Genomic DNA, 20768 nt, shown 5'->3' with positions numbered 1-20768 from the left:
GCATCGTTGCGCAAGGGATTGAAGTCGATAAGGCGAGTATGGAATGCCTCATCGGCGAACCCTAGCGACGCCCGTTGTCAGGGGTATTCGCAGAAAACCCCGCGCTCGTCACCACCACTGACCAGGAGTCAGATCCATGTCGCACTCCGTTCTTCATTCGCTGTGGCCTGTGCTGTTAGAGGCCATGGAGGCGCGCTTCTGTCACCTCACCGAACGGCTGCCGTCGGGACGCTGCTTTCGGCACGACGCTGTGCTGAGCTGTCTGAGCGGCTGGGCATCGGACACCTTCAACACGGTATCGGGCATTCCCAGTACCTTCGAGGACGTGGCCTCCATTACCGCGCTATATCGCCACTATCGTTGGCCTGCCAGCTGGTGGCTGCCCGAACAGGCATCCGCTGACGTACGGCGTTGGTTGGCCCAGCAAGGGTGGCAGTACGCCGAGTCGGACATGGCGATGGCGCGCGAGATGAGCGGACTGCCCGTGATGTCGCAGCGGCCCGGATTTCGGGTGTACGAAGTGACCACTACGGCAGATATACAGCTGTTCGGCAGCATTATGAGCACGATCTTCGAACGCGATGCGCCCGTCGAAGCAGCGGAAGTCCGCGAGGTCTATAGCGCCATGTGCCCACCAGAGCGAGGACAGACGCATTGGCAGCTGCTGATCGGCGTTGACCGAGATAAGCCTGTGGCAACCGCCTCACTGTTCATCCGCGATGGCATCGCCAGCATCAATGACATCGCCACGCACCCCGCCCATCGGCGGCAGGGAATTGGTACCGCCATGTTTGAAGCGACCTTGCAGCGCATCCACGATAGAGGCGCAGCTTGGTGCGTGCTACAGGCGTCGGAGGCCGGGCAATCGCTCTATGCGCGACAAGGGTTCAGTGCCCTTGGAATGATCGACACGTGGAATTTGAGTGAGAATGATGAGCGCGCGACAGATGAATGACGCTGCGCGTCTAAGAAGAAAAGACGTTCAAGAAGAAGCGAAGGAGGCGTTTCGGAGCAGAGGCAGGGCGAGATGCTGACTCCTCATAAGGGCCTATAGAGGGGATTTACACGACGATGGCGTCATCTGATATCGTGACATGATAACAAACGGGTGCTTGCCCACTACTGTCGTATCCACGAAGCTCAACCTTTCCTCCGACAGGACGCCTTACAATGACAACAGCAACGGTTCACCTTTCCTTATCGGATGCTCACGCGCTTGCCGTCCGCATCCTCGAACACAACGGCTTCAACGCGGCCCACGCGCATGCGATCGCGGATACGGTGGTGGCTGGCGAGCGCGATGGCTGTGCTTCTCACGGGTTGTACCGTGTGCTGGGATGTGTGCATACCCTCAAGCAGGGCAAGGCCTCTGGCGATGCGGAGCCTGTCTTTCATCGCATGGCTCCTGCGCTGTTGCGCGTGGATGCTCAACAGGCCTTCTACTCGTTGGCTTATCAGCAAGCGGTACCCCAACTGATTGAGATGGCACGTGAGCAGGGGATCGCCGCCATGGGGATCAACAACTGTGTCCACTATGCCGCGCTGTGGCGCGATATCGAAGCGTTCACGGCAGCGGGACTGGTTGCCATCGCTTGCACCCCCAGCCATGCCTGGGTAACGCCTTATAGCGGTTCTCAGCGTTTGCTGGGCACCAACCCCTTTGCATTTGGTTGGCCGCGTCCTGATGGTCGTGATCCCTATATCTTCGACTTTGCGACCAGTGCGAGTGCACGCGGCGAGATCGAGCTGCATCGCCGGGCAGGCAAGCCGATTCCGGAAGGTTGGGGTGTCGATGAAGAGGGCAATGCCTGTACCGATGCCGCCAAGGTACTGCGCGGTGCTCAGTTGACCTTCGGTGGCCATAAGGGCTCAGCGTTGTCAGTGATGATTGAATTGCTGGCGGGGCCGCTGATTGCTGACATGACTAGCCGTGAATCGCTGGCATTCGACGGTGGGGAAGGTAAGACATTGCCGATGGGCGGGGAACTGGTGATCGTCATCGACCCGAAACGTTTTCTGGGGGAATACGCCGATCAGGAACTGGCGCGTGCCGAAACGTCGCTGTTCAAGGTGATGGAAGATGACGGCGTGCGTATGCCAGGCGCGCGGCGCTACCGCAACCGCGCGGTGAGCCGGCAGCAAGGGGTCGATATTCCTCAGGCGCTGTTCGATGACCTGAACGCACTGCTGTAAGACCGTGCTGCTGTGATACGCGGCACGATATGACGAGTAGCGGTGCCTAGTCCGCGGCACCTCTACCCGCACATTGTGTTATCCACACCCGTTTTGCCGATGAGGGGGTGTGGATTACTTGCGTGATTTGGCTTTTTTCGCTTTCTTGGCCTTGGCTTTTTTGGCCGATGCCTTCGCCTTGTCCTTCGCTTCTGCTTTCTTCTCTTTTTTCTTGCGTGTTCCCGCAGCCTTACCGGAGGCCTTCACCTTCTCAGGGCCCTGATAGCGTGCGGGTACCGCTTCGATGATGCGGCGTTCGATCTGCCCCAGCTTCAAATAGCGGGCGATGCTGGCCATCAGGTTCCATTCGAAGTGCATTGCCAGCGTAATGGCCAACCCCTCGGCATCGGCTCGGCCGGTACGGCCCACACGGTGTAGGTAGTCATCACCACGGCGCGGTACGTCTAGGTTGATGACCAGCTCCAGCCCTTCTACGTCCAGACCGCGTGCGGCAACATCGGTGGCAATCAGCGCTTTCACCTTGCCTGTGCGCAGGCGTTCTACCGCCAGCGTGCGCATGCGGCGGTCGCATTCGCCGTGCAGGATGAACACCGGCAGTTTTTGGCGCGCCAGTCGTCCATACAGCAGTTCGGCGTGTTCGCGGGTATTGCAGAACACGACGGCTTTGTCGAATTCGCTGTGTTCCAGCAGCCATGCGACCTGTTCGAGCTTCTGTTCGAAGTCGTCAGAAGTAATGAGCTGGTGACGGATATGCGCGCTGACCTGACGCGCCGGGGTGATGCGTAGGCGCTTAGGTGTTTTCAGCACGTCTTCACTTAGACGGCGCAGCTTGAGGTTGCCTTCGGTGGCCGAGAACAGCAGCGTCTGGTGTTCCGGTGCGCAGGCATGGGCCAGCTGGGTGACCGTATTGGCAAAGCCCATGTCGAGCAGGCGGTCGGCTTCATCCAGTACGACGTGAGATACCTGATCCAGTACCAGAAAGCCGTCTTCGAGACGCTCCTGAAGGCGTCCCGGGGTACCAATCACGATATCGTGGCCGCCGCGGCGCAGCATCTTCTGCTGAGAGAAGTGATCTTCGCTGCCGGTGACCAGCGCGATGCGCAGAGGTAGTTCGCGCGTCAGCTGTTTGGCGACGTCGGCAATCTGCTGCGCCAGTTCGCGCGTGGGCAGCACGATCAGCGCGCGGGGCTGACGGGACGGGCTACCGGTGAGCAGTTTTTGTACCACGGGCAGCAGCCACGCCAGCGTCTTGCCGCTGCCGGTCTGGGCCGTTGCCAGTACGTCATGACCTTCCAGCACGACAGGAATGGCCTGTGTCTGGACGTCGGTAGGCTCGGTGAAGCCAAGCGCCGCAACGGCGCGCAGAAGGTCGGAATGGGAGAGCAGTTGGTCGAACACGGCGTACCTCGCAAGGCTATCCTTCACTCACAGGATAGAGTTGTTCTGAGCGGGTGATGAAACGCTTTTCAGGTGATGAACAGCGCCACACGCGCAGGCCGGTTGCGAACTGCATCGAAACAACAGGCCATCATGGGGACGGGCATTCTGAGGGAGGGGGGAACAGAGCGCAAGCGGTGGTGTATGTGTGAACGGTGTCATGCGGGTTAGAGCTGGGGTGCGACAAAAATGACCATAGGGGTGCGACAGTCTGTCAATGGCCCTGCAATAGCTTCCCCCAGCCCACATGACTACTGGGCTTCATAGCGAGCCGCTGTGTGTTGTAAAACCCCATTCGACGATTTGGCGCGGTTGTCAAGAATTGTCCGCGAGGCTTTGCTTAACTACTCTTCACTCATATTGACTATATCTAGTGGTTGACCACGTGCTTATATACAACATGTGGGCATCCTGTGTATAACTTGTGAAGGCCTTTGGGTACAAGGGAGTGGATAAAATGGCACCGGTAGTAACCAAACGAGACGGACGTGAAGTGCCCTTTGATGCAGGCCGTATCTGGAAGGCTGTCCTCAAGGCCGCGCACGCGATCGACTTTGATGACGCCGAGAGCCTGAAATCCATCGTAGATGAAGCTATCGCTACCCTTGAAGCCCGAGAGACAGTGGATATCGACGATATCCAGCAGTGCGTAGAAGATGCACTGATGCACAGCGGCCACACGCGTCTGGCACGCGCCTATATCGAATATCGCCACAGCCGCGACTTGGCACGCGAGCGCCGCAGCACCCTGATCGACGAAGTCGAGGGGCTGATCAATCTGCGTGACAAAAGCCTGCTCAACGAAAACGCCAACAAGGACAGCAAGGTCATTCCGACCCAGCGTGACCTGCTGGCGGGTATCATCGCGCGTCACTACGCGAAACGTCACATTCTGCCGCGCGATGTCGTGCGTGCTCATGAACGTGGCGAACTGCACTACCACGATCTCGACTATTCGCCGTTCTTCCCGATGTTCAACTGCATGCTGGTAGACCTGAAAGGCATGCTGGACCACGGTTTCCGTATGGGCAACGCTGAGATCGAAACGCCCAAATCCATCGCGACGGCTGCAGCTGTTACCGCGCAGATCATCGCGCAGGTGGCCAGCCACATCTATGGTGGCACAACCCTCAACCGCCTTGATGAAGTACTGGCACCGTATGTACGCCGCAGCTACATGAAGCATCACGCGGTCGCGGAGCGCTGGAACATTGCCGACGCGGACGCCTACGCCATGGAGCGCACTCAAAAAGAGTGCAAGGACGCCTTCCAGGCACTTGAATATGAAATCAACACACTGCATACCGCCAATGGCCAGACCCCGTTCGTGACGTTCGGATTCGGTCTGGGAACCGACTGGGCGGCGCGCATGATTCAGAAAGCGATCCTCAACACGCGTCTGGCAGGTTTGGGGCGTCACAAGAAAACGGCGGTCTTCCCGAAACTGGTGTTCTCGCTGAAAGACGGCGTCAACCTGAATGCGGAAGATCCCAACTACGACATCAAACAGCTGGCCGTCGAGTGCACCAGCAAGCGCATCTACCCAGACATCCTCAATTACGACAAAGTGGTTGAGGTGACCGGGTCATTCAAGGCTCCGATGGGATGCCGCAGCTTCCTGTCACGCTGGACGAACGAGCAGGGCGAAGAAGTGCACGATGGTCGTAACAATCTAGGTGTCGTCAGTCTTAACCTGCCACGTATCGCCATTGAAGCCCGTGGTGACGAAGCTGAGTTCTGGAAACTGCTGGACGCTCGCCTCGAGCTGGCACATAAGGCACTTCAGACCCGCATCGACCGCCTGAAACATACACATGCTCGCGTTGCTCCGATCCTGTATATGGAAGGGGCCTGTGGCGTGCGCATGAAAGCGGACGACTGCATTGCCGATCTGTTCAAGAACGGTCGCGCTTCCATCTCTCTGGGCTATATCGGTCTGCATGAAACTGTTCGCGCGCTGTTTGGCTCTGACGTGCACTTGTACGACGACGTGCATCTGCAGGAAAAAGCGGTCGCTATCGTACGTCATCTCAAGGAAGCAACGCAGCGCTGGACGGCAGAATCCGGTTACGGCTACAGCCTGTACTCCACGCCGAGCGAGAACCTGTGTGACCGTTTCTGCCGCCTCGACCGTGAAACGTTTGGCGTGATCGACGGGGTAACGGACAAGAAGTATTACACCAACAGCTTCCACCTCGACGTCGAGAAAGACGTCGATCCGTACTCCAAAATCAAGTTCGAGCAGGTTTATCCTCCGCTCGCGAGCGGTGGCTTTATCTGCTACGGCGAGTACCCGAACCTGCAGCACAACCCGAAAGCGATCGAAGACGTTTGGGACTTCAGCTATCGTCACGTGCCGTATTATGGCACCAACACGCCGGTCGATGAATGCTATCGTTGCGGTTATCAGGGTGAGTTCGACTGCACTAACAAGGGCTTCCAATGCCCGTCCTGTGGCAACCATGACCCACGCACGGTGTCCGTGATCCGTCGTGTCTGTGGCTACCTCGGCAGCCCCGATGCTCGCCCGTTCAACGAAGGCAAACAGGAAGAAGTGCAGCGTCGCGTCAAGCACATGGGCGGTTCCGTCGAAGTGCAGGAGAAACGCCAGTTATGAACGTGGTGGGTTACTACCCTGTCGATATGGTGAATGGCCCGGGTACGCGTGCCACACTGTTCGTGGCTGGCTGCGAGCACAAGTGCAAGGGTTGCTACAACGCGGTGACGTGGTCACCGCGGGCAGGCTCCCCCTATTCGCGTGAACTTGAAGACCGCATCATTGCTGATCTTCAGGACACCGATGTAAAGCGCCAAGGGCTGACACTGTCGGGAGGAGACCCGCTGTTTCCGCTTAACATGCCGACCATTGAGCGGCTGGTGCGTCGCGTTCGGGCAGAATGTCCGGACAAGAACATCTGGATGTGGACAGGGTATACCTTCGAACACCTCACAGATGATCAGAAGAAGATCGTCGACATGATCGACGTACTGGTCGATGGTCGCTTCGAACAGGATCAGCTGGACAAGACGCTACTGTGGCGAGGAAGCCGCAACCAACGCATTCTGGCACTTACTCCAGCGGCTCAGCATGCGTTGGAAGGTACCGATGCCGTTGCCGTGATCGCTCAGCAGGGCTGAAGCCACGCCATATGGGCCATCGGCCTGCTTCAATGCTTCTTTCTAGATGCACAGCCCTTTATATAACAGGTGGTTGTGCATCTTCGCACATGTCTTCTTTACGCCGAGGCGCTGATGCGAGCGTTATGGTTTACGGTGCTCTGGTAATCTAGCCAAGCCCCAAGATTCAGTATTTGTCCGGTTAACGGTAACTCCCATCTTTCTGACGTGATAATCCAAGCGATTGCATGGTGTAGACGTGGTTCTTCTCTTGCCACTCGTGTGAGAGACGAAGCCCCTCTGCCCGTTGTTCGGTGGTCATTTGGGGGGCAATACGGGCTTTTTCTTCGATGCCTGCTGTGCCCTCAAGGTCATAGCACATGTAGGCTTTGACTAAATCGACAGGGGTGCCACGGCCTGTTTCGTAAGCTGTTCCCAGCATGTCCCAATCATCAAATAGAGGGCCGTAATCTTCATATAGTTTGCGTAGCCAAAAGAAACCCAAAGCATCATTTTGTTCTATTCCGGTTCCTGAAAAATAGTATTTGGATAAATATTTCATTCCTTCGTAATTATTGCCCTCTGCTGCTTCTTTTATCCATTTGTAAGACTGTTTTTTATCTTGCGGAAAGAGATATCCTTTTAAATACATTATTCCAAGCTCTAATTGAGCTTCTGGCAATCCTTTTTCTGCAGATTCTACAAGATATTTACTGGCTTCTTTATCATCTATACCTAGATTTTTTCTTATCAAAAACAAGCTGTATTTGGCATCAAGTATATTTTTTTCTGATAAATATATTAAGTGCTCTTTTGCTTTTTTATTATCTTTTTGGGTTCCATTTGCTGTTTTTAAGGCACATAAATATATTTCTTTGTCATTTCTCTGAGACGGACATTTGATGCCGAAAATATCGTTGGCGAATTTTTTTTGGTCTTTGTCGGGTTCAGGATAAAGTATGCTTCCTTTAGCAATATAAGGGAAAATGGTTAGTATTATAAAAATAATCTTTCGTAATTTTAAGTTCATATAACTATCCTAATGAGATCAATTCCCTAAAATAATGCCAGACAACAATATTCTCAATGCTCACATCTCTTATCGGTAACTACCATCTTTTTGGCGTGATAATCCGAGCGATTGCATGGTGTAGATGTGATTCTTTTCTTGCCACTCGCGTGAGAGACGAAGCCCCTCGGCGCGTTGTTCAGCGGTCATTTTTGGGGCAATACGGGCCTTTTTTTCGATACCTACAGTACCTTCAAGGTCATAGCACATATATGCCTTGGCAAGGTCTACGGGGGTACCACGGCCTGACTCGTATACTTTTCCTAGCATGTCCCAGTCGTCAAAAAGAGGGCCATAATCAGTATATAATTTGTTTTGCCAATAAAATCCCATCGCGTCATTCCTATCTACACCTGTACCTAGAAAATAGTAGTTAGACACATACCTCATTCCATCATAATTTCCCTTTTCTGCAGCCGCTTTTATCCATTTATAAGATTCTTTGCTATCTTGCGTTACTATTTCTCCGTTTAGAAATAAAATGCCAAGTTTAGCTTGGGCTGCTGCATACCCCTCTTCTGCAGATTTAGTTAAATACTGGATGGCATCTTTATCTTTTATATCAAGACTTTTTCTGTTTTCAAATAAACTATAGTTTGCATCAGCAATACCTTTTGATGCTAGTATCATCAAAGTTTCTTTTGATTCATTGTTTTCTTCCTTATCGTCTCCTATCATTTTTAGTGCACATAAATATATTTCTTTTATATCTTGCGAGGGTGGGCATTTGGCGTCATATATATCATACGCGAGCTTGGTTTGATATTTATCTGGCTCTGAATAAATTTGAGATGATGTGGCACTGCTTGTAGCCATCGACATTAATATTGTAATAGTGGCTACTGTTGTGGTTTTTACAATCATTACTATTTCCTTATGATTTAATTTCGTCACTTTCAATCAAGATAAATGGTTTGTGTTTTTCTTTGGATTCTGATTCCTTTATGATGAGAAATAGGTGTTATGTTTTCGGCTTCTTTCCTGAAGCATCATATTATCGGTAACTGCCATCTTTCTGGTGTGATAATCCGAGCGATTGCATGGTGTATACGTGGTTCTTTTCTTGCCACTCGCGTGAGAGACGAAGCCCCTCGGCGCGTTGCTCGGCGGTCATTTTTGGGGCAATACGGGCCTTTTCCTCAATGCCTGCAGTTCCTTCGAGGTCATAGCACATGTAGGCTTTGACTAAATCGATAGGGGTGCCACGGCCTGTTTCATAGACTGCTCCAAGCAAATCCCAGTCATCAAATAGTGGCCCGTAATCATCATACAATTTCGACAACCAATGGAATCCCAATGAATCATTACGTTCGATGCCCGTCCCAGAGAAGTAATATTTTGACAAATATTTCATTGCTTTATAGTTTTTATTTTCTGCAGCATTCTTAATCCATAAGAAGGATTTTTTTTCATCTTTCTCTAGTAGTTCTCCATCTAGAAATAATTCACCAAGCTTGAGTTGGGATACCGCAAGCCCATCTTGAGCAGACTCTAATAAGTATTTTACAGCTTCTTTGTTTGTAATTTTTGTTATTTCTCTAGTTATAAACAAACTATATTTCGCATCATTGATGTTGTTTTTAGCCAAATAAATAAGACTTTCTTTAGCATGCTCTTTTGCTTCTGGGGAGCTAGTCATGGTTTTTAAAGCACATAAATATATTTCTTTTTCAGTGCTTGATGCGGGGCATTTTATGCTGAAAAGCTCTGAGGAAAATTTTAATCTACTTTTATCCGGTTCTGCGTAAAGTATTCTTGCGTTAGCGATATTATAAAAAAATAAGCTTAATAAAGCTAATGTATATGTATGCTTTTGGTATCTCATTTTTTATCCTCGTATTTTTACTGAGTCGCTTGCAATTGGTTTATAAGGTTCACCAATCTCGAAAAATCCAAACCTTACCGTTGCTTGTTCTAAAAGCATTATTTGGTATTCGATGGTTTTTTAAAAAACACCATTATCAGCCTTTATGCTTGGATCGCACACATAGACATCGCCGGTGATCTCTCCTATTTCATTTTCGTTTTTATGATATTTTAATTCTAAATCTTTTGTGTTCGAAGAAAATATTTTTTTGAATTGTTCTTCGTGATATTTAACAAAATATCTCCGACAATTTTTTCTGGTAAAGAAAATGTTATATATACTGTCGAAGGGAGAATTTTGGGGTGTAAATTAGGTGCTATACCAATATGATTAGTATCGGCAGGTCTAGTAATATAAACCTCCAAAGTAATTCCGGTCACTAGCATCCCCAATGGCTGTGCCTCTTCGTTAAGTGCACGGCGCTGATAATCCTTCCATTCATCTGCAGCGGCTGGATCATTGGGTAGGCTGCGTGGCTTATCGCCCCCGAAGGGTATGCTGTTGTGATTGGGTCGACCGAAGATGCTGCGGTGAACCCAGAGACGTTGGGGCAGTGTCAGCTCCTGCATAGTAAGTATGGCCAAGGCAATGGTAATCAAGGCCAGCACGAGGGTGATGCCGAAGGACCACCTCGCATTGAACGCATAGAATACCAATATACCCGAGAGGGCTGAGATGGTCGTACTTGCCCCCATCTAGGCTACGATCACGCCAGGCTCGCCGTTACGGTAGGCGTCGGCGGCTTTGAGGATGTCCAGAAAGCTGCAGGCCATGGTGTTTTGATTGGCCTATAACTTTTCTGGAGTGGCATACTATCGATAACTACCATCTTTTTGGCGTGATAATCCGAGCGATTGCATGGTGTAGACGTGGTTCTTTTCCTGCCACTCGCGTGAGAGACGAAGCCCCTCGGCGCGTTGCTCGGCGGTCATTTTTGGGGCAATACGTGTTTTTTCCTCAATGCCTGCGGTGCCTTCGAGGTCATAGCACATGTAGGCTTTGGCTAAATCGATAGGTGTGCCACGGCCTGTTTCATAGACTGCTCCAAGTAAATCCCAATCATCAAAATGTCTCCCCGCTTTATCATAAAGGCGCGTTAGCCAGAGAGCTCCCATGGAGTCATCTCTTTTGACTCCATTACCTATAAAGTAATTTACAGCAGTCTCTCGCATTGCCTCTGTATTTCCAGAGTTAGCTGCTTTTTCCATCCAAAATTTATATTCGGTTTTGTTGTCTAGAGAATCTTTTTTATTTAAATAAATATATGCTAGTTCTTTCTGAGAAATGGCATTGCCATCTTGAGCAGATTTTAATAGATATTCTTCTGCTCTTTCATTGGTGATTTTCAATTCTTTTCTTAAAGTATAAAGACTTCTTTTCGCATCTGAAAGTCCATTTTTAGAAAGACGTTCAAGCATAATTCGAGACTTATTTTTATATTCCTCATCCTTAGAAGCATATCTCAATGCTAATAGGTATAGGTCTTTTTCATTTGAGTCTGCGCTAGACTGTAGTTTTGATTCGGAAGTTTTTAGTTGATCATCCATTAATTCTTCGCTGTTGTTATATATTGTTCTAGACGCGGCAGGCAAAGCAAATATCATTACAATAATTATCAATATAGATCGAAAATATCTCATTTTCTACCCTCTATTCTGATGATGTCTTTTGCTATGGGAGCATACATATTATATACATCATATATTTCTAAAGTTACAGCTGATATTTTATATTTTTCATCTTCAAATACAATTGATCGCTTGTAACCAAGAGGCTGTTTTATGAACTTTTTATCTGTATATGTTTTATCATGCATATCAGTATAAGTTATATTTTCTCCTTCCTTTTCGAAGGTTAAAATTTCATCAGCTTTTTTCGTAAAAACCTGCTCTTTTTTTCTTGTAGCAGTTATTCTTATTGTTCCATCTAGTGTTTGAGGAATAAATAAATTTAATATTATTTCTGGCTTACTATACTCGGGAGCATCCTTATTTTGAGCCCCTTTCCATTCGGGAAATAACGGATCAACATTTTTAATAACTGGTACAATGGCATTTACTTCCAGAGTAATCCCAGACACCAACATCCCCAAAGCTTGTGCCTCTTCATTAAGTGCACGGCGCTGATAATCCTTCCATTCATCTGCAGCGGCTGGATCATTGGGTAGGCTACGTGGTTTATCGCCCCCGAAAGGTATGCTGTTGTAGTAGTTGTGATTGGGTCGACCGAAGACGCTGCGATGAACCCAGAGACGCTGAGGCAGTGTCAACTCCTGCATAGTAAGTATGGCTAAGGCAATGGTAATCACGGCCAGCACGAGGGTGATGCCGAAAGACCACCACGCATTGAGTGCATAGAAGGCTAATATACCCGAGATGGCTGAAATGACCGCACTTGCCCCCATCCAGGCTACGATCACGCCAGGCTCGCCGTTACGGTAGGCGTCGACGGCTTTGAGAACATCCAGTACGGCGCTGACAATGCCCAGAATGTTGCTGGCCATGCTCACCTTTTGGAGCAGTGGGGTGGCGGAGAGCAGGCGAAGCTTCCCTACCTCTTCGGTGCTGACCATGGCTGCGCGACCGGTGTCTATAAACGCTGCGGTAGCGCTGACCGCGCCTAAAAAGCTGCTGACCAGAGAGTTAATGTCGGCCAAGCTTTTGTTATCTTTGAGAATGGCGGTATACAGCGAATAGCCCGCAAAGAAGAGGGAAATAGAACTATGGAAGCCCTGTTGGATGTCCTGTTTGTTGATGTTGCTGAGGCTGTGAACCACCTGCTCAGAGGACGCTTTGCTCTTGATGCTGAACTGCTCGTTGGTATCGATGAAACGCACTTTGACTGAATCACCGCCAGCGCTGTGTTCGAACGTTTCGAGCGACTTGATATTACTGTCTTCCACTAAGAGATAAACCTTGACGGTAGCTTCGTTTTTACCGGGCGATATCTCTGTCACGGGTTGGTGACGAACGGTGCTTGTGTTGCCGTGCTTATCCTGTACGTCGGCAACCGTATGCATTTCATTGCGTTCATAATGCGCCTTGAACTGCTGAGGCAGCTCGCGCATGAAAGCGCTGTACTGGCTAGCGGACAACGATAGTTCTGCAATGCGTCTAAAAGTCTGTCCTGCTATTCTAAGACGTATATTTTCAACGCGGGCCAGTATATGGACCCATGCTGAGCGTATATTCTGCGCGGCTTTTACTAATTCCAGTGACGCTGCCGATATGGAGCGGTTGATGGCGTTGAAAACGTCGGCAGCTCCCATCGACGCGACTTTATCAATGCCTTTACCAAGCAAGGCGAAGATGGTCTCGTCCGTCAGTGACTTGCAGTTCTTGGCAATCAACGTATTTAAAGCTTTGGCAAACTTGTTGACGTTGGAAATCTTTAGTAGCTCACTTGCGAAACTGGCGTCATCAGTTTTCAGTTTGTCTGTCAGCAGACTGATCAGCTGTGGATTATGAAGACCGAAGCTGGCCGTCAGCAGGTTCTTCGAATCAACCTTGAGCAAGTGCTCGTACCACAGCGATTCGCTGTATTTGGTCATGACATTGCCGACTAGGCAGCGAAAGGTGACTTCCATAAACGCCGCGGCCAGTTCCACGTGATGCTGCATCCACGCGTAGGCCTCTACCACCAAAGGGGAACGATGCACTACATAGGTGACATAGTCCTTGTCCATCTGCATGAGCTGTGTGTCACGCACTTGTACGGCATTTTCGTAATCACGTTTGAATGCAAAGAAGGCATCGCTGTCGACGTACTGTGCAAAATTATCGATGATATCAGCATGCGCTTCCTCGATGCGCTGCGCTTCCTTTGCACGGCTCTGTTCGGGAGTGTCTCGCCATAGCAGTGCCATGCTTTCATAACCGCTAGCGTGCGGGGATTTTGTCGACTCTAAGATGTTTTTGTAGGTTTCATCATTCGACTGGGTTTTCGCTTTGATTTCAGCTGTTTTCTGATCCAGCAGCATATTGAACATGCTGTAGCACGCCAGCTTGCGACGCGTTTCCAGTTCGGATGCCGTGCATTCTGCTTCGTCCTTCTTCTCCGGCGCATGCCCTACCGTTTTGCCGAATATTTTCTCTGGCTGTTGGCGGTCGTAATTAAGGGCTTCCATGAACCCAATATCATCGTTCAGCGCCAGCATCACGCCTGGGGTACCGGTGTGACGCTGTACCTTTTCCATATGCGTGATGAATGCCTTGCCGATATCACCTCCCAGCGCTGCATCTCGTTGATACGGGTGCGGATCAAACAGCTCCTGATGTGGGCAGTTGTGTTCTGCCAATAGGGCCGGGATACGGGCAGCCGGATAGGCGTGGTCGCTGTTTGCTCCCACGGTCAGTGACTGCATATGCAGAGTGCGCCATGGCGCTTTTGTCAGCTGCTTGCGCAGTGCCGTGGCGGGCATCGGCAGTTCACTGTAGTGCAGCCAGAGCGTGGTCCCTTGCTTTGCTGGCCAGTGGATCATCGACGCGATCACATGGTGAGAGGCGTCTTTGCACTTGAATGGCTCGTTCGACTCTTCCGAACGCCCACATTTGCGCTTGATGTCTGGCACACCACTGCTGTCCGTCTCGTCGATCGCAAAGAGGCGAAACTTGGCATCTGGGGTGATTTGCCACGCTCCGATTCGCTGGGTCGCTTCGTCGAAAAGATACAGATAGCCGCTGCGCAGCAGTCGCAGTGCGTAGTCGTGGCTTTTCAGCCAGGCATGTCCGGGCGGTGCCGGGATCGAAGGGACTCCGGTATCGGTGCCGGTCAGCTTGGAAATGGGGGCATAGCGAACGGGTAGGATCGCCATGCCTTTGCTGCTGCAGAAATCACAGCCGTGGCCCTGTTTGTTGGCGGGCGTGCCGTCTTGGGCGCTACGGCAGATAAGTGTATGAGGCTTCATATGAAACGGGGTCCCTGTCATGCGTTTGTTCAAGGCGTGACCATTCTTCTGTGGTCATCTGCGAGATCAATGTGGTCAGCGGCGTATCGCTGTCTCGGTGTTGGCGCAATAACCGCTGAAAGTCAGGCGTTCTATCGTAGCGCCACCCTTCTTCAATGCCTAATAGGACGAATGTAGTGACATCGGTCGCGTCGGTCAGTTCATGTTCGTCGGCAAAGCTCATCCACGTGCGGATGCGGCGGTAGTGGTCGGTGGGTAATGGGTGCCCTTGTCTGACTTTTTGCCAGCAGCGTCGGATGCGTTCGACGGTCTCGGTCAGGCTGATGGCTTCCCACTGCTCGGCACGAATAATGGTCGCTTCGGGTGATGTCTGGCTTCGGGATACTGCTGGGCACTCAATTGTCAGCGGTCGTCGGTCGGCATCGGGTAGGGTCCAATGCGTGATTGGCCCCATCAGTACCTGTTGCTGGGCGTCGTCCAGCAGACAGACGAGCTGATCCATGACCCGAGGATCGAAAAAGCGCAGCAGCATACGGCGGCCGTCCGGCGTTGGCTGCACCATCTGCTGTTCGATGTGGGCGACTACCGCTGATGGCGACGCGTCAGTCGTTAGCCAGCCTCCAAGCAGCTCGCGGTCGATTGTATCGGCGTCTGCCAGCCACTGTTCGGCTTGTTCAGCAATGTCGGGCCGTTGTTGCAGGTCGATCAAGCGTAGTGCCCAGTGGGCGGGCAGCTGAACGTGAGGCTGTCTGATGACATACAGTCCACGAGCGGCATCGACGTGTTCTGGATCCGACAGGGCCATGGGGTCGTCGAAGCGCGGGTTGAGCAACAGGTAGCGTGCTGTGCTCGCATGAGGTAACGGTGTCATATGCCTGCGAAATGTCGGTAGTGTTGTGTAAATCCTGCCACTTTGCGGATAGAACTACAAAGGCGACGGCGGGACTTACGCGGGGCGTGCATATTGTTGAGCTGTTCTTGAGTGCCCATGCCGAGATACATAGGGCAGTCCTAGGTCGTCGCGGCTTCTGCTTCACTATGTCTACTGCCCTTGTTATCGCCTGGCCCGTAGAATGATTAAGGCAACCTTTCGTTAGCGCGATAGCGTTGCTACTGAGACGGGACGCAAGAACTTCCCGCTCATTCAGATGGTAATGACGTATCTTTGGGGGATTATCATGTACGAATACGATGATGAACGACTAGTGTCGCGTGGAAGCCGACCGGATATCTTCATGTGGCTGTTGGTTGCTTTGCCGCTGGTCTCAATGCTGTTGCCTGACGCCTTGAACATGGTCGTGGGCATGGTGGGGTTGGGGCTGTGTATATGGGATAGCCGTACGCTGACATCGCAGGGATACAAAGCACCGCATGCCGCGCTGGGCCTGATCAGTCCTGTCTATGTGCTGGTGCGGGCGATCAAGCTCAACGATGCCTTGGCTTGGGAAATATTCGCAGCGTATATCGCGTCCATTATCCTGTCGTTTGTTGTTCTCTTCATTCAGTATCCCTTGCCGTAAGCCGGCATGATGATTGGGTGCCTTATGTTTTTTATAAGGCGCCCAATCTGTCTATTGCCTTTCAGAGCGGCCGATTTACCCTTCTGCCAGCCACAGCCACAGCCACAGCCACAGCCACAGCCACAGCCACAGCCACAGCCACAGCCACAGCCACAGCCACAGCCACAGCCACAGCCACAGCCACAGCCACAGCCACAGCCACAGCCACAGCCACAGCCACAGCCACAGCCACAGCCACAGCCACAGCCACAGCCACAGCCACAGCCACAGCCACAGCCACAGCCACATGATATGCACGGGGTGCTGCCGCTAGCGTTTGTCTGTTTGCTTCACAGATGGAACGCCATCGCCAGCCTCTGGACGCCTTCTTCTATCCGTTCTTTTTCGATCGAATGAAATCCCAAGCGTAAGAAGTTGTTCGGGGCTGGGTCTCCCCAGAAGTGTGCCTGTCCGGGTTCGATCAGTACGCCCATCTGGGCGGCGCGCCATGCAAGCTGGTCGATATCGACGCGGGTGGGCAGTTCAAGCCAGAAGGCATTGGCGTGTTCGCTACCTGCTGCACGACGGCACTCGGGGAGCCAGCGGTTGAGGGCATCGTTCATGCGTTGCCAGCGCTGCATGGAATCCTGCCGGTAGGTGTGCAGGTAGCGGTCGTAATAGCCCTGTGCCAGGAAATGGGCCATCTGGTGCTGGATTGGGGTTGGCGGATGGCGGTAGCACAGGCGGCGCAGGGCGCGTAGCTCTTCCACTAGCTCGGCAGGGGCGACTAGATAGCCCAGTCGCATGCCCGGTGTCAGTGCTTTGGAGAGGCTGCTGACGTAGATGACACGCTGGTCGTGGTCGCGTGCCTTGAGGGCGGCATGGGGATGAGGGTCGAAGTGAATGTCCGAGTCGTAATCGTCTTCGATGATGATCTGGTCGTGCTGGCGGGCATGTGCCAGCAGCTGGTCACGCCGTGCGCCACTCATGCGAATGCCGGTGGGTGATTGGTGGCCCGGGGTGACGTAAAGGTAGTCACATGCGGCCATACGGGCGTCGAGCTGGATACCTTCTTCATCGAGTGGATGAGGGGTGATCGTGCTGCCCTGAAGGGCGAAGACATTGGCGGCTTCGCGAAAAACAGGGTTCTCTACACCGATGTGCGTATCCGCATTGAACAGCAGCTGGGCGATCAGTGACAGGGCGTTTTGGGTGCCCAACGTGACCAGTATCTCATCAGGATGGGCCACGATGCCGCGTTTGGGCAGCACCCGCTGAATGATTTGCTGTACCAGCAGAGGTACGTCGCGGTCGATGTCGTCGTAGAGCCAGTCGTCGACACGTTGGGCCTCAGTAAGGCGGCGGGCAATATGGCGCCACTGTGCGATGGGAAATAGCTGTGTGTTCGGTTGGCCGTACACGAAGGGGTAGGGGTAGTCCATCCAGCGGGCCGGTTTGGTCACCATCCTCAGGCTGCTGGGCGGACGCCGTACTCGAGCAGCCCAGTCGGGGGCCGTGGTGGGTGTTTGGCGCAGAGCGGGGTCTGCCATGCCATCGACGCTGTGATAGTCGGGGTGAAGATAATAGCCGCTGCGTGGGCGGCTGATTAGATAACCGTCACGAAGTAGCCCTTCATAGACGAGCGATACGGTGTTGCGTGAAATGGACAGTTGGCTGGCCATCTGACGGCAGGAGGGCAGGCGTTCGCTGGCTGGAAATACACCGCTGAAGATGGCATCAATCAGCCTTTCGCGAAGCTGCTCCTGCAGTCCGCGCTGCGGGGTGAAGTCGATATGCAGATAGCGATCGATCATGTGCATTTCCTCTGATGCGTGGCGTGTCCCTCCTCACGCGCAGCGGCCCTTGCCTTGTCAGCTCGGCACGTTGCGTTGGCTAGAACGAGCAGAACACCCCGAAGGGTGCTCTGTGGGCGCGGGCGATGGGCCGCCGTGCTTGATACGCGGTCAGGCCTGATCGCGATCAATGTGGAAACCGTTCCACGACTGACGTACGGGCATCACTTCCAGACGATTGATGTTCATGTGATCCGGCAGCGTCGCGATGTAGTAGATCTGTTCGGCAATATCGTCAGCGCTGAGCGGAATCGTGCCTTCGTAGAGGGCATCGGAGGCGGCCTGGTCGCCCTTAGTACGCACCAGAGTGAATTCGGTCTCTGCAATGCCGGGGGCCAGATCGGTGACGCGTACGCCGGTGCCTTGCAGGTCACAGCGCAGGTTGTAGCTGAACTGTTTGACGAATGCTTTAGAGGCCCCGTAGACATGGCTGCCGCGGTAGGGCCACTGGCCTGCGATGGAGCCGATGTTGATGATGCTGGCCCCTTTGCCGGTCGCGATCAGTGTAGGAAGCAGGGCATGCGTGACGTTGACCAGTCCTTTGATGTTGGTGTCGATCATCGTATGCCAGTCGGTGAGATCGACGTCCTGCGAAGGCTGCGGTGCCAGTGCCAGCCCGGCATTGTTCACCAGCGCTTTGACGGCTTTGAAGCCGTCCGGCAGTGCGTTCACCATCGCAATGACGGCATCGGCGTCGCGGACGTCCAGAACGGCCGTGTGTACCGGCACCTTGGCGGACAGTTCATCGGCCAGTGCCGCTAGGCGCTCTTCACGGCGACCAGACAGCACCAGTGCCCAACCCTTGTCGGCGAAGTGGCGTGCAGCGGCCTGACCAAAGCCTGAGGTGGCACCGGTGATGAACGCAATAGGGGTGTTCTGCATGGTGTGCTTCCTTGAGTTTAAGGAGGGGCTGCCTGTGGCAGTTGCCTGATGAAGAGAAATGAGCCACCGCGGGCGCATCGGCGCAATCAATGCTTCACTAATCTACTAAGCCTGCTCTTCGACCTTATAGCGCCAGTTCTCGTAAATCAACGAGACAGTTCTGGCCCGCAATCTGCATCCAACTGGCACTATCACCTGCTATGGCATTGCGCTTAGCGTGCAATATCTGTGACACCTTCCCATGTGCAAGGGACAGATGCCTCTGCCCCTGTTTTAAAAGGCGTTTGGCGATGACTACACCTACCAACGATAGTGTGCTGCAGCTGGATCAGCAGTACGTTTTTCATTCCTGGTCAGCCCAGGAGGGGCGCCACCCACTCGTCATTGCGGGCGGGCAGGGCTGCCGCCTGTGGGACTACGAGGGCAATCACTATCTCGACTTCAGCAGTCAGCTGGTCAATACCAATATCGGGGCCCAGCACCCCAAAGTGATTGAGGCTATCAAGGCGCAGGCCGATCAGCTGACAACGATTGCCCCGGCCACCGCTAATCTGGCGCGCGGTGAAGCCGCTCAACGCATTCTGTCGCACGTGTCCGATCGTTTCAGCAAGGTGTTCTTCACTAATGCGGGAGCCGACGCCAACGAAAACGCCATTCGCATGGCGCGCCTGTACACCGGGCGTGACAAGGTGCTGTCGAGCTATCGTTCCTACCACGGCAATACCGGCAGTGCGATCTGCGCCACGGGCGATTGGCGTCGTCTGCCGAACGACTATGCCCGTGGGCATGTGCATTTCTTTACGCCCTATCTGTATCGCAGTGAATTCAACGCAGCGACCGAAGAAGAAGAGTGTGCCGCCGCACTGCGCCATCTTCGCCGCATTATTGAGTGTGAAGGGCCTTCCACTATCGCGGCGATCCTACTGGAAACGATTCCGGGCACGGCGGGCATCCTGATGCCGCCCGAGGGGTATCTGAAAGGAGTGGAAGCACTGGCGCGCGAGTTCGGTATCGTACTGATCATGGATGAGGTCATGGCAGGGTTCGGGCGTACTGGGCGCTGGTTCACCTTCCAACACTACGGTATCGAACCCGACCTGATCACCTTTGCGAAAGGGGTCAACTCGGGCTATGTGCCCGCGGGTGGGGTCATCATTTCCAACGAGATCAGTCACTTCTTTGATAACCGCATGTTTCCGGGCGGGCTGACCTATTCTGGCCACCCACTGGCGATGGCCGCTATCGTGGCTACTCTCGATGCCATGGAAGAGGAAGGGGTCGTCGAGAATGCGGCCCGCATCGGCGATGACATCATTGCGCCAGCGCTCCGTCGGCTCGCTGAACGGTGCCCGATCGTGGGCGATGTACGCGGCAAGGGGGTCTTCCACGCCATTGAGCTGGTCAGTGATCGTGAGACACGCGCGCCGCTTCCAACCGCGCAGATGGCGGCTCTCAAGGCAGACCTGCTGGCGCGAGGCATACTGAGTTTCATCGCTGAAAACCGCATTCACGTGGTACCGCCGTGCGTCGTCACCGTCGAGGAGGCTGAAGAAGGGCTGGCCATCATTGAGGCCGCACTGACGGCACTGGCACGCTCCTAGGACTAATCGGAATGGCCTTTGCAACGCAATGTTCTTGGGCCGATAACAACAGGCACACGGGGTGCAGTTAGCCCCACTGGCACGACATACTCTTTCTGATGGCCGCCGTGAGCGCCGGTCGTCACAGGGCCTTAGTGCTTGCCGAGCTGGAGGCGGGACACCTTCAGTTCGGCCTTATTCCTTGCAGTTCACTTGCTTTCCCCATAAAGTTTGCCCTACTCAACGGGGTGCGGCCTTGGTCGCTGAGAGAGGTAACGCCTTAACCCGTCGTACCTGATCCGGATCATGCCGGCGGAGGGATTGAGCATCTTGATGCCCGTTTCTGGGCACTGCCTATCACTTCC

The 20768-nt window shown here is 53.1% G+C and carries 17 protein-coding genes and 1 riboswitch; of the genes, 6 read left to right on the top strand and 11 right to left on the bottom strand.

Translation table 11 applies throughout. The features are described 5' to 3' along the window. Window positions 1–136 precede the first annotated feature (136 nt). Both ACMHYW_RS12610 and ACMHYW_RS12605 read left to right on the top strand, forming a co-directional pair. Window positions 137–955: a GNAT family N-acetyltransferase gene (locus ACMHYW_RS12610; RefSeq protein WP_414500224.1), complete on the top strand. Its 819-nt coding sequence runs from the start codon at window positions 137–139 to the stop codon at window positions 953–955. 215 nt (window positions 956–1170) lie between these two features. After that, window positions 1171–2193, top strand: a complete 1023-nt coding sequence (locus ACMHYW_RS12605) for an Ldh family oxidoreductase (RefSeq protein WP_414500223.1) — start codon at window positions 1171–1173, stop codon at window positions 2191–2193. A gap of 114 nt (window positions 2194–2307) precedes the next feature. Here the strand turns inward: ACMHYW_RS12605 and ACMHYW_RS12600 are convergent, their stop codons facing one another. Then, window positions 2308–3591, bottom strand: coding sequence for a DEAD/DEAH box helicase (locus ACMHYW_RS12600; protein ID WP_414500222.1), 1284 nt, complete (start codon window positions 3589–3591; stop codon window positions 2308–2310). A 496-nt stretch (window positions 3592–4087) separates the two neighbouring features. On the opposite strand from ACMHYW_RS12600, the gene nrdD reads away from it, so the two are divergent. Continuing rightward, window positions 4088–6247: an anaerobic ribonucleoside-triphosphate reductase gene (nrdD, locus tag ACMHYW_RS12595; protein WP_414500221.1), complete on the top strand. Its 2160-nt coding sequence runs from the start codon at window positions 4088–4090 to the stop codon at window positions 6245–6247. Beyond that, window positions 6244–6768: an anaerobic ribonucleoside-triphosphate reductase-activating protein gene (nrdG, locus tag ACMHYW_RS12590; RefSeq protein ID WP_414500220.1), complete on the top strand. Its 525-nt coding sequence runs from the start codon at window positions 6244–6246 to the stop codon at window positions 6766–6768. Before nrdD ends, nrdG begins: the two co-directional genes overlap by 4 nt. A 181-nt stretch (window positions 6769–6949) precedes the next feature. Here nrdG and ACMHYW_RS12585 read toward each other — a convergent pair whose 3' ends face one another. The 7 genes from ACMHYW_RS12585 to ACMHYW_RS12555 form a co-directional block, all read right to left on the bottom strand. After that, complete coding sequence (locus ACMHYW_RS12585) at window positions 6950–7777, bottom strand: tetratricopeptide repeat protein (protein WP_414500219.1); 828 nt, start codon at window positions 7775–7777, stop codon at window positions 6950–6952. Window positions 7778–7846: 69 nt separating this feature from the next. Then, window positions 7847–8680 (bottom strand): tetratricopeptide repeat protein, encoded by an 834-nt coding sequence (locus ACMHYW_RS12580; RefSeq protein WP_414500218.1) that lies wholly within the window; start codon window positions 8678–8680, stop codon window positions 7847–7849. Window positions 8681–8810: 130 nt separating this feature from the next. After that, complete coding sequence (locus tag ACMHYW_RS12575) at window positions 8811–9641, bottom strand: tetratricopeptide repeat protein (protein ID WP_414500217.1); 831 nt, start codon at window positions 9639–9641, stop codon at window positions 8811–8813. 218 nt (window positions 9642–9859) lie between these two features. Then, window positions 9860–10378: a hypothetical protein gene (locus ACMHYW_RS12570; protein WP_414500216.1), complete on the bottom strand. Its 519-nt coding sequence runs from the start codon at window positions 10376–10378 to the stop codon at window positions 9860–9862. A 117-nt stretch (window positions 10379–10495) separates the two neighbouring features. Beyond that, window positions 10496–11323 carry a tetratricopeptide repeat protein gene (locus ACMHYW_RS12565; protein ID WP_414500215.1) on the bottom strand — a complete coding sequence of 276 codons (828 nt, stop codon included), beginning with the start codon at window positions 11321–11323 and terminating at the stop codon, window positions 10496–10498. After that, window positions 11320–14589 (bottom strand): T6SS effector BTH_I2691 family protein, encoded by a 3270-nt coding sequence (locus tag ACMHYW_RS12560; RefSeq protein WP_414500214.1) that lies wholly within the window; start codon window positions 14587–14589, stop codon window positions 11320–11322. Before ACMHYW_RS12560 ends, ACMHYW_RS12565 begins: the two co-directional genes overlap by 4 nt. Further along, on the bottom strand, window positions 14561–15460 hold the full coding sequence (locus tag ACMHYW_RS12555; protein WP_414500213.1) for a DUF4123 domain-containing protein: 900 nt from the start codon (window positions 15458–15460) through the stop codon (window positions 14561–14563). Before ACMHYW_RS12555 ends, ACMHYW_RS12560 begins: the two co-directional genes overlap by 29 nt. 307 nt (window positions 15461–15767) lie before the next feature. Between ACMHYW_RS12555 and ACMHYW_RS12550 the strand changes: the two genes are divergently transcribed. After that, window positions 15768–16109, top strand: a complete 342-nt coding sequence (locus ACMHYW_RS12550; protein WP_414500212.1) for a hypothetical protein — start codon at window positions 15768–15770, stop codon at window positions 16107–16109. Between the two features lie 75 nt (window positions 16110–16184). Here the strand turns inward: ACMHYW_RS12550 and ACMHYW_RS12545 are convergent, their stop codons facing one another. The 3 genes from ACMHYW_RS12545 to ACMHYW_RS12535 all read right to left on the bottom strand — a co-directional run bounded on the left by ACMHYW_RS12545 (window position 16185) and on the right by ACMHYW_RS12535 (window position 18823). Further along, window positions 16185–16406: a hypothetical protein gene (locus tag ACMHYW_RS12545; RefSeq protein WP_414500211.1), complete on the bottom strand. Its 222-nt coding sequence runs from the start codon at window positions 16404–16406 to the stop codon at window positions 16185–16187. Window positions 16407–16438: 32 nt separating this feature from the next. After that, the gene (locus ACMHYW_RS12540) at window positions 16439–17902 is read right to left on the bottom strand and encodes a PLP-dependent aminotransferase family protein (RefSeq protein WP_414500210.1); all 1464 of its coding nucleotides are present in this window, start codon (window positions 17900–17902) and stop codon (window positions 16439–16441) included. A gap of 150 nt (window positions 17903–18052) precedes the next feature. Continuing rightward, complete coding sequence (locus tag ACMHYW_RS12535) at window positions 18053–18823, bottom strand: SDR family NAD(P)-dependent oxidoreductase (protein WP_414500209.1); 771 nt, start codon at window positions 18821–18823, stop codon at window positions 18053–18055. A gap of 290 nt (window positions 18824–19113) precedes the next feature. On the opposite strand from ACMHYW_RS12535, the gene ACMHYW_RS12530 reads away from it, so the two are divergent. Further along, window positions 19114–20424 (top strand): aspartate aminotransferase family protein, encoded by a 1311-nt coding sequence (locus tag ACMHYW_RS12530; RefSeq protein ID WP_414500208.1) that lies wholly within the window; start codon window positions 19114–19116, stop codon window positions 20422–20424. A gap of 213 nt (window positions 20425–20637) precedes the next feature. After that, window positions 20638–20741, top strand: a riboswitch (TPP riboswitch). The last annotated feature ends 27 nt before the right edge of the window (window positions 20742–20768 follow it).

It is taken from the genome of Zymobacter sp. IVIA_12111.31 C1 (genome assembly GCF_047495495.1).
GTDB lineage: Bacteria > Pseudomonadota > Gammaproteobacteria > Pseudomonadales > Halomonadaceae > Zymobacter.
This window is presented reverse-complemented; position numbering and strand designations above follow the sequence as displayed.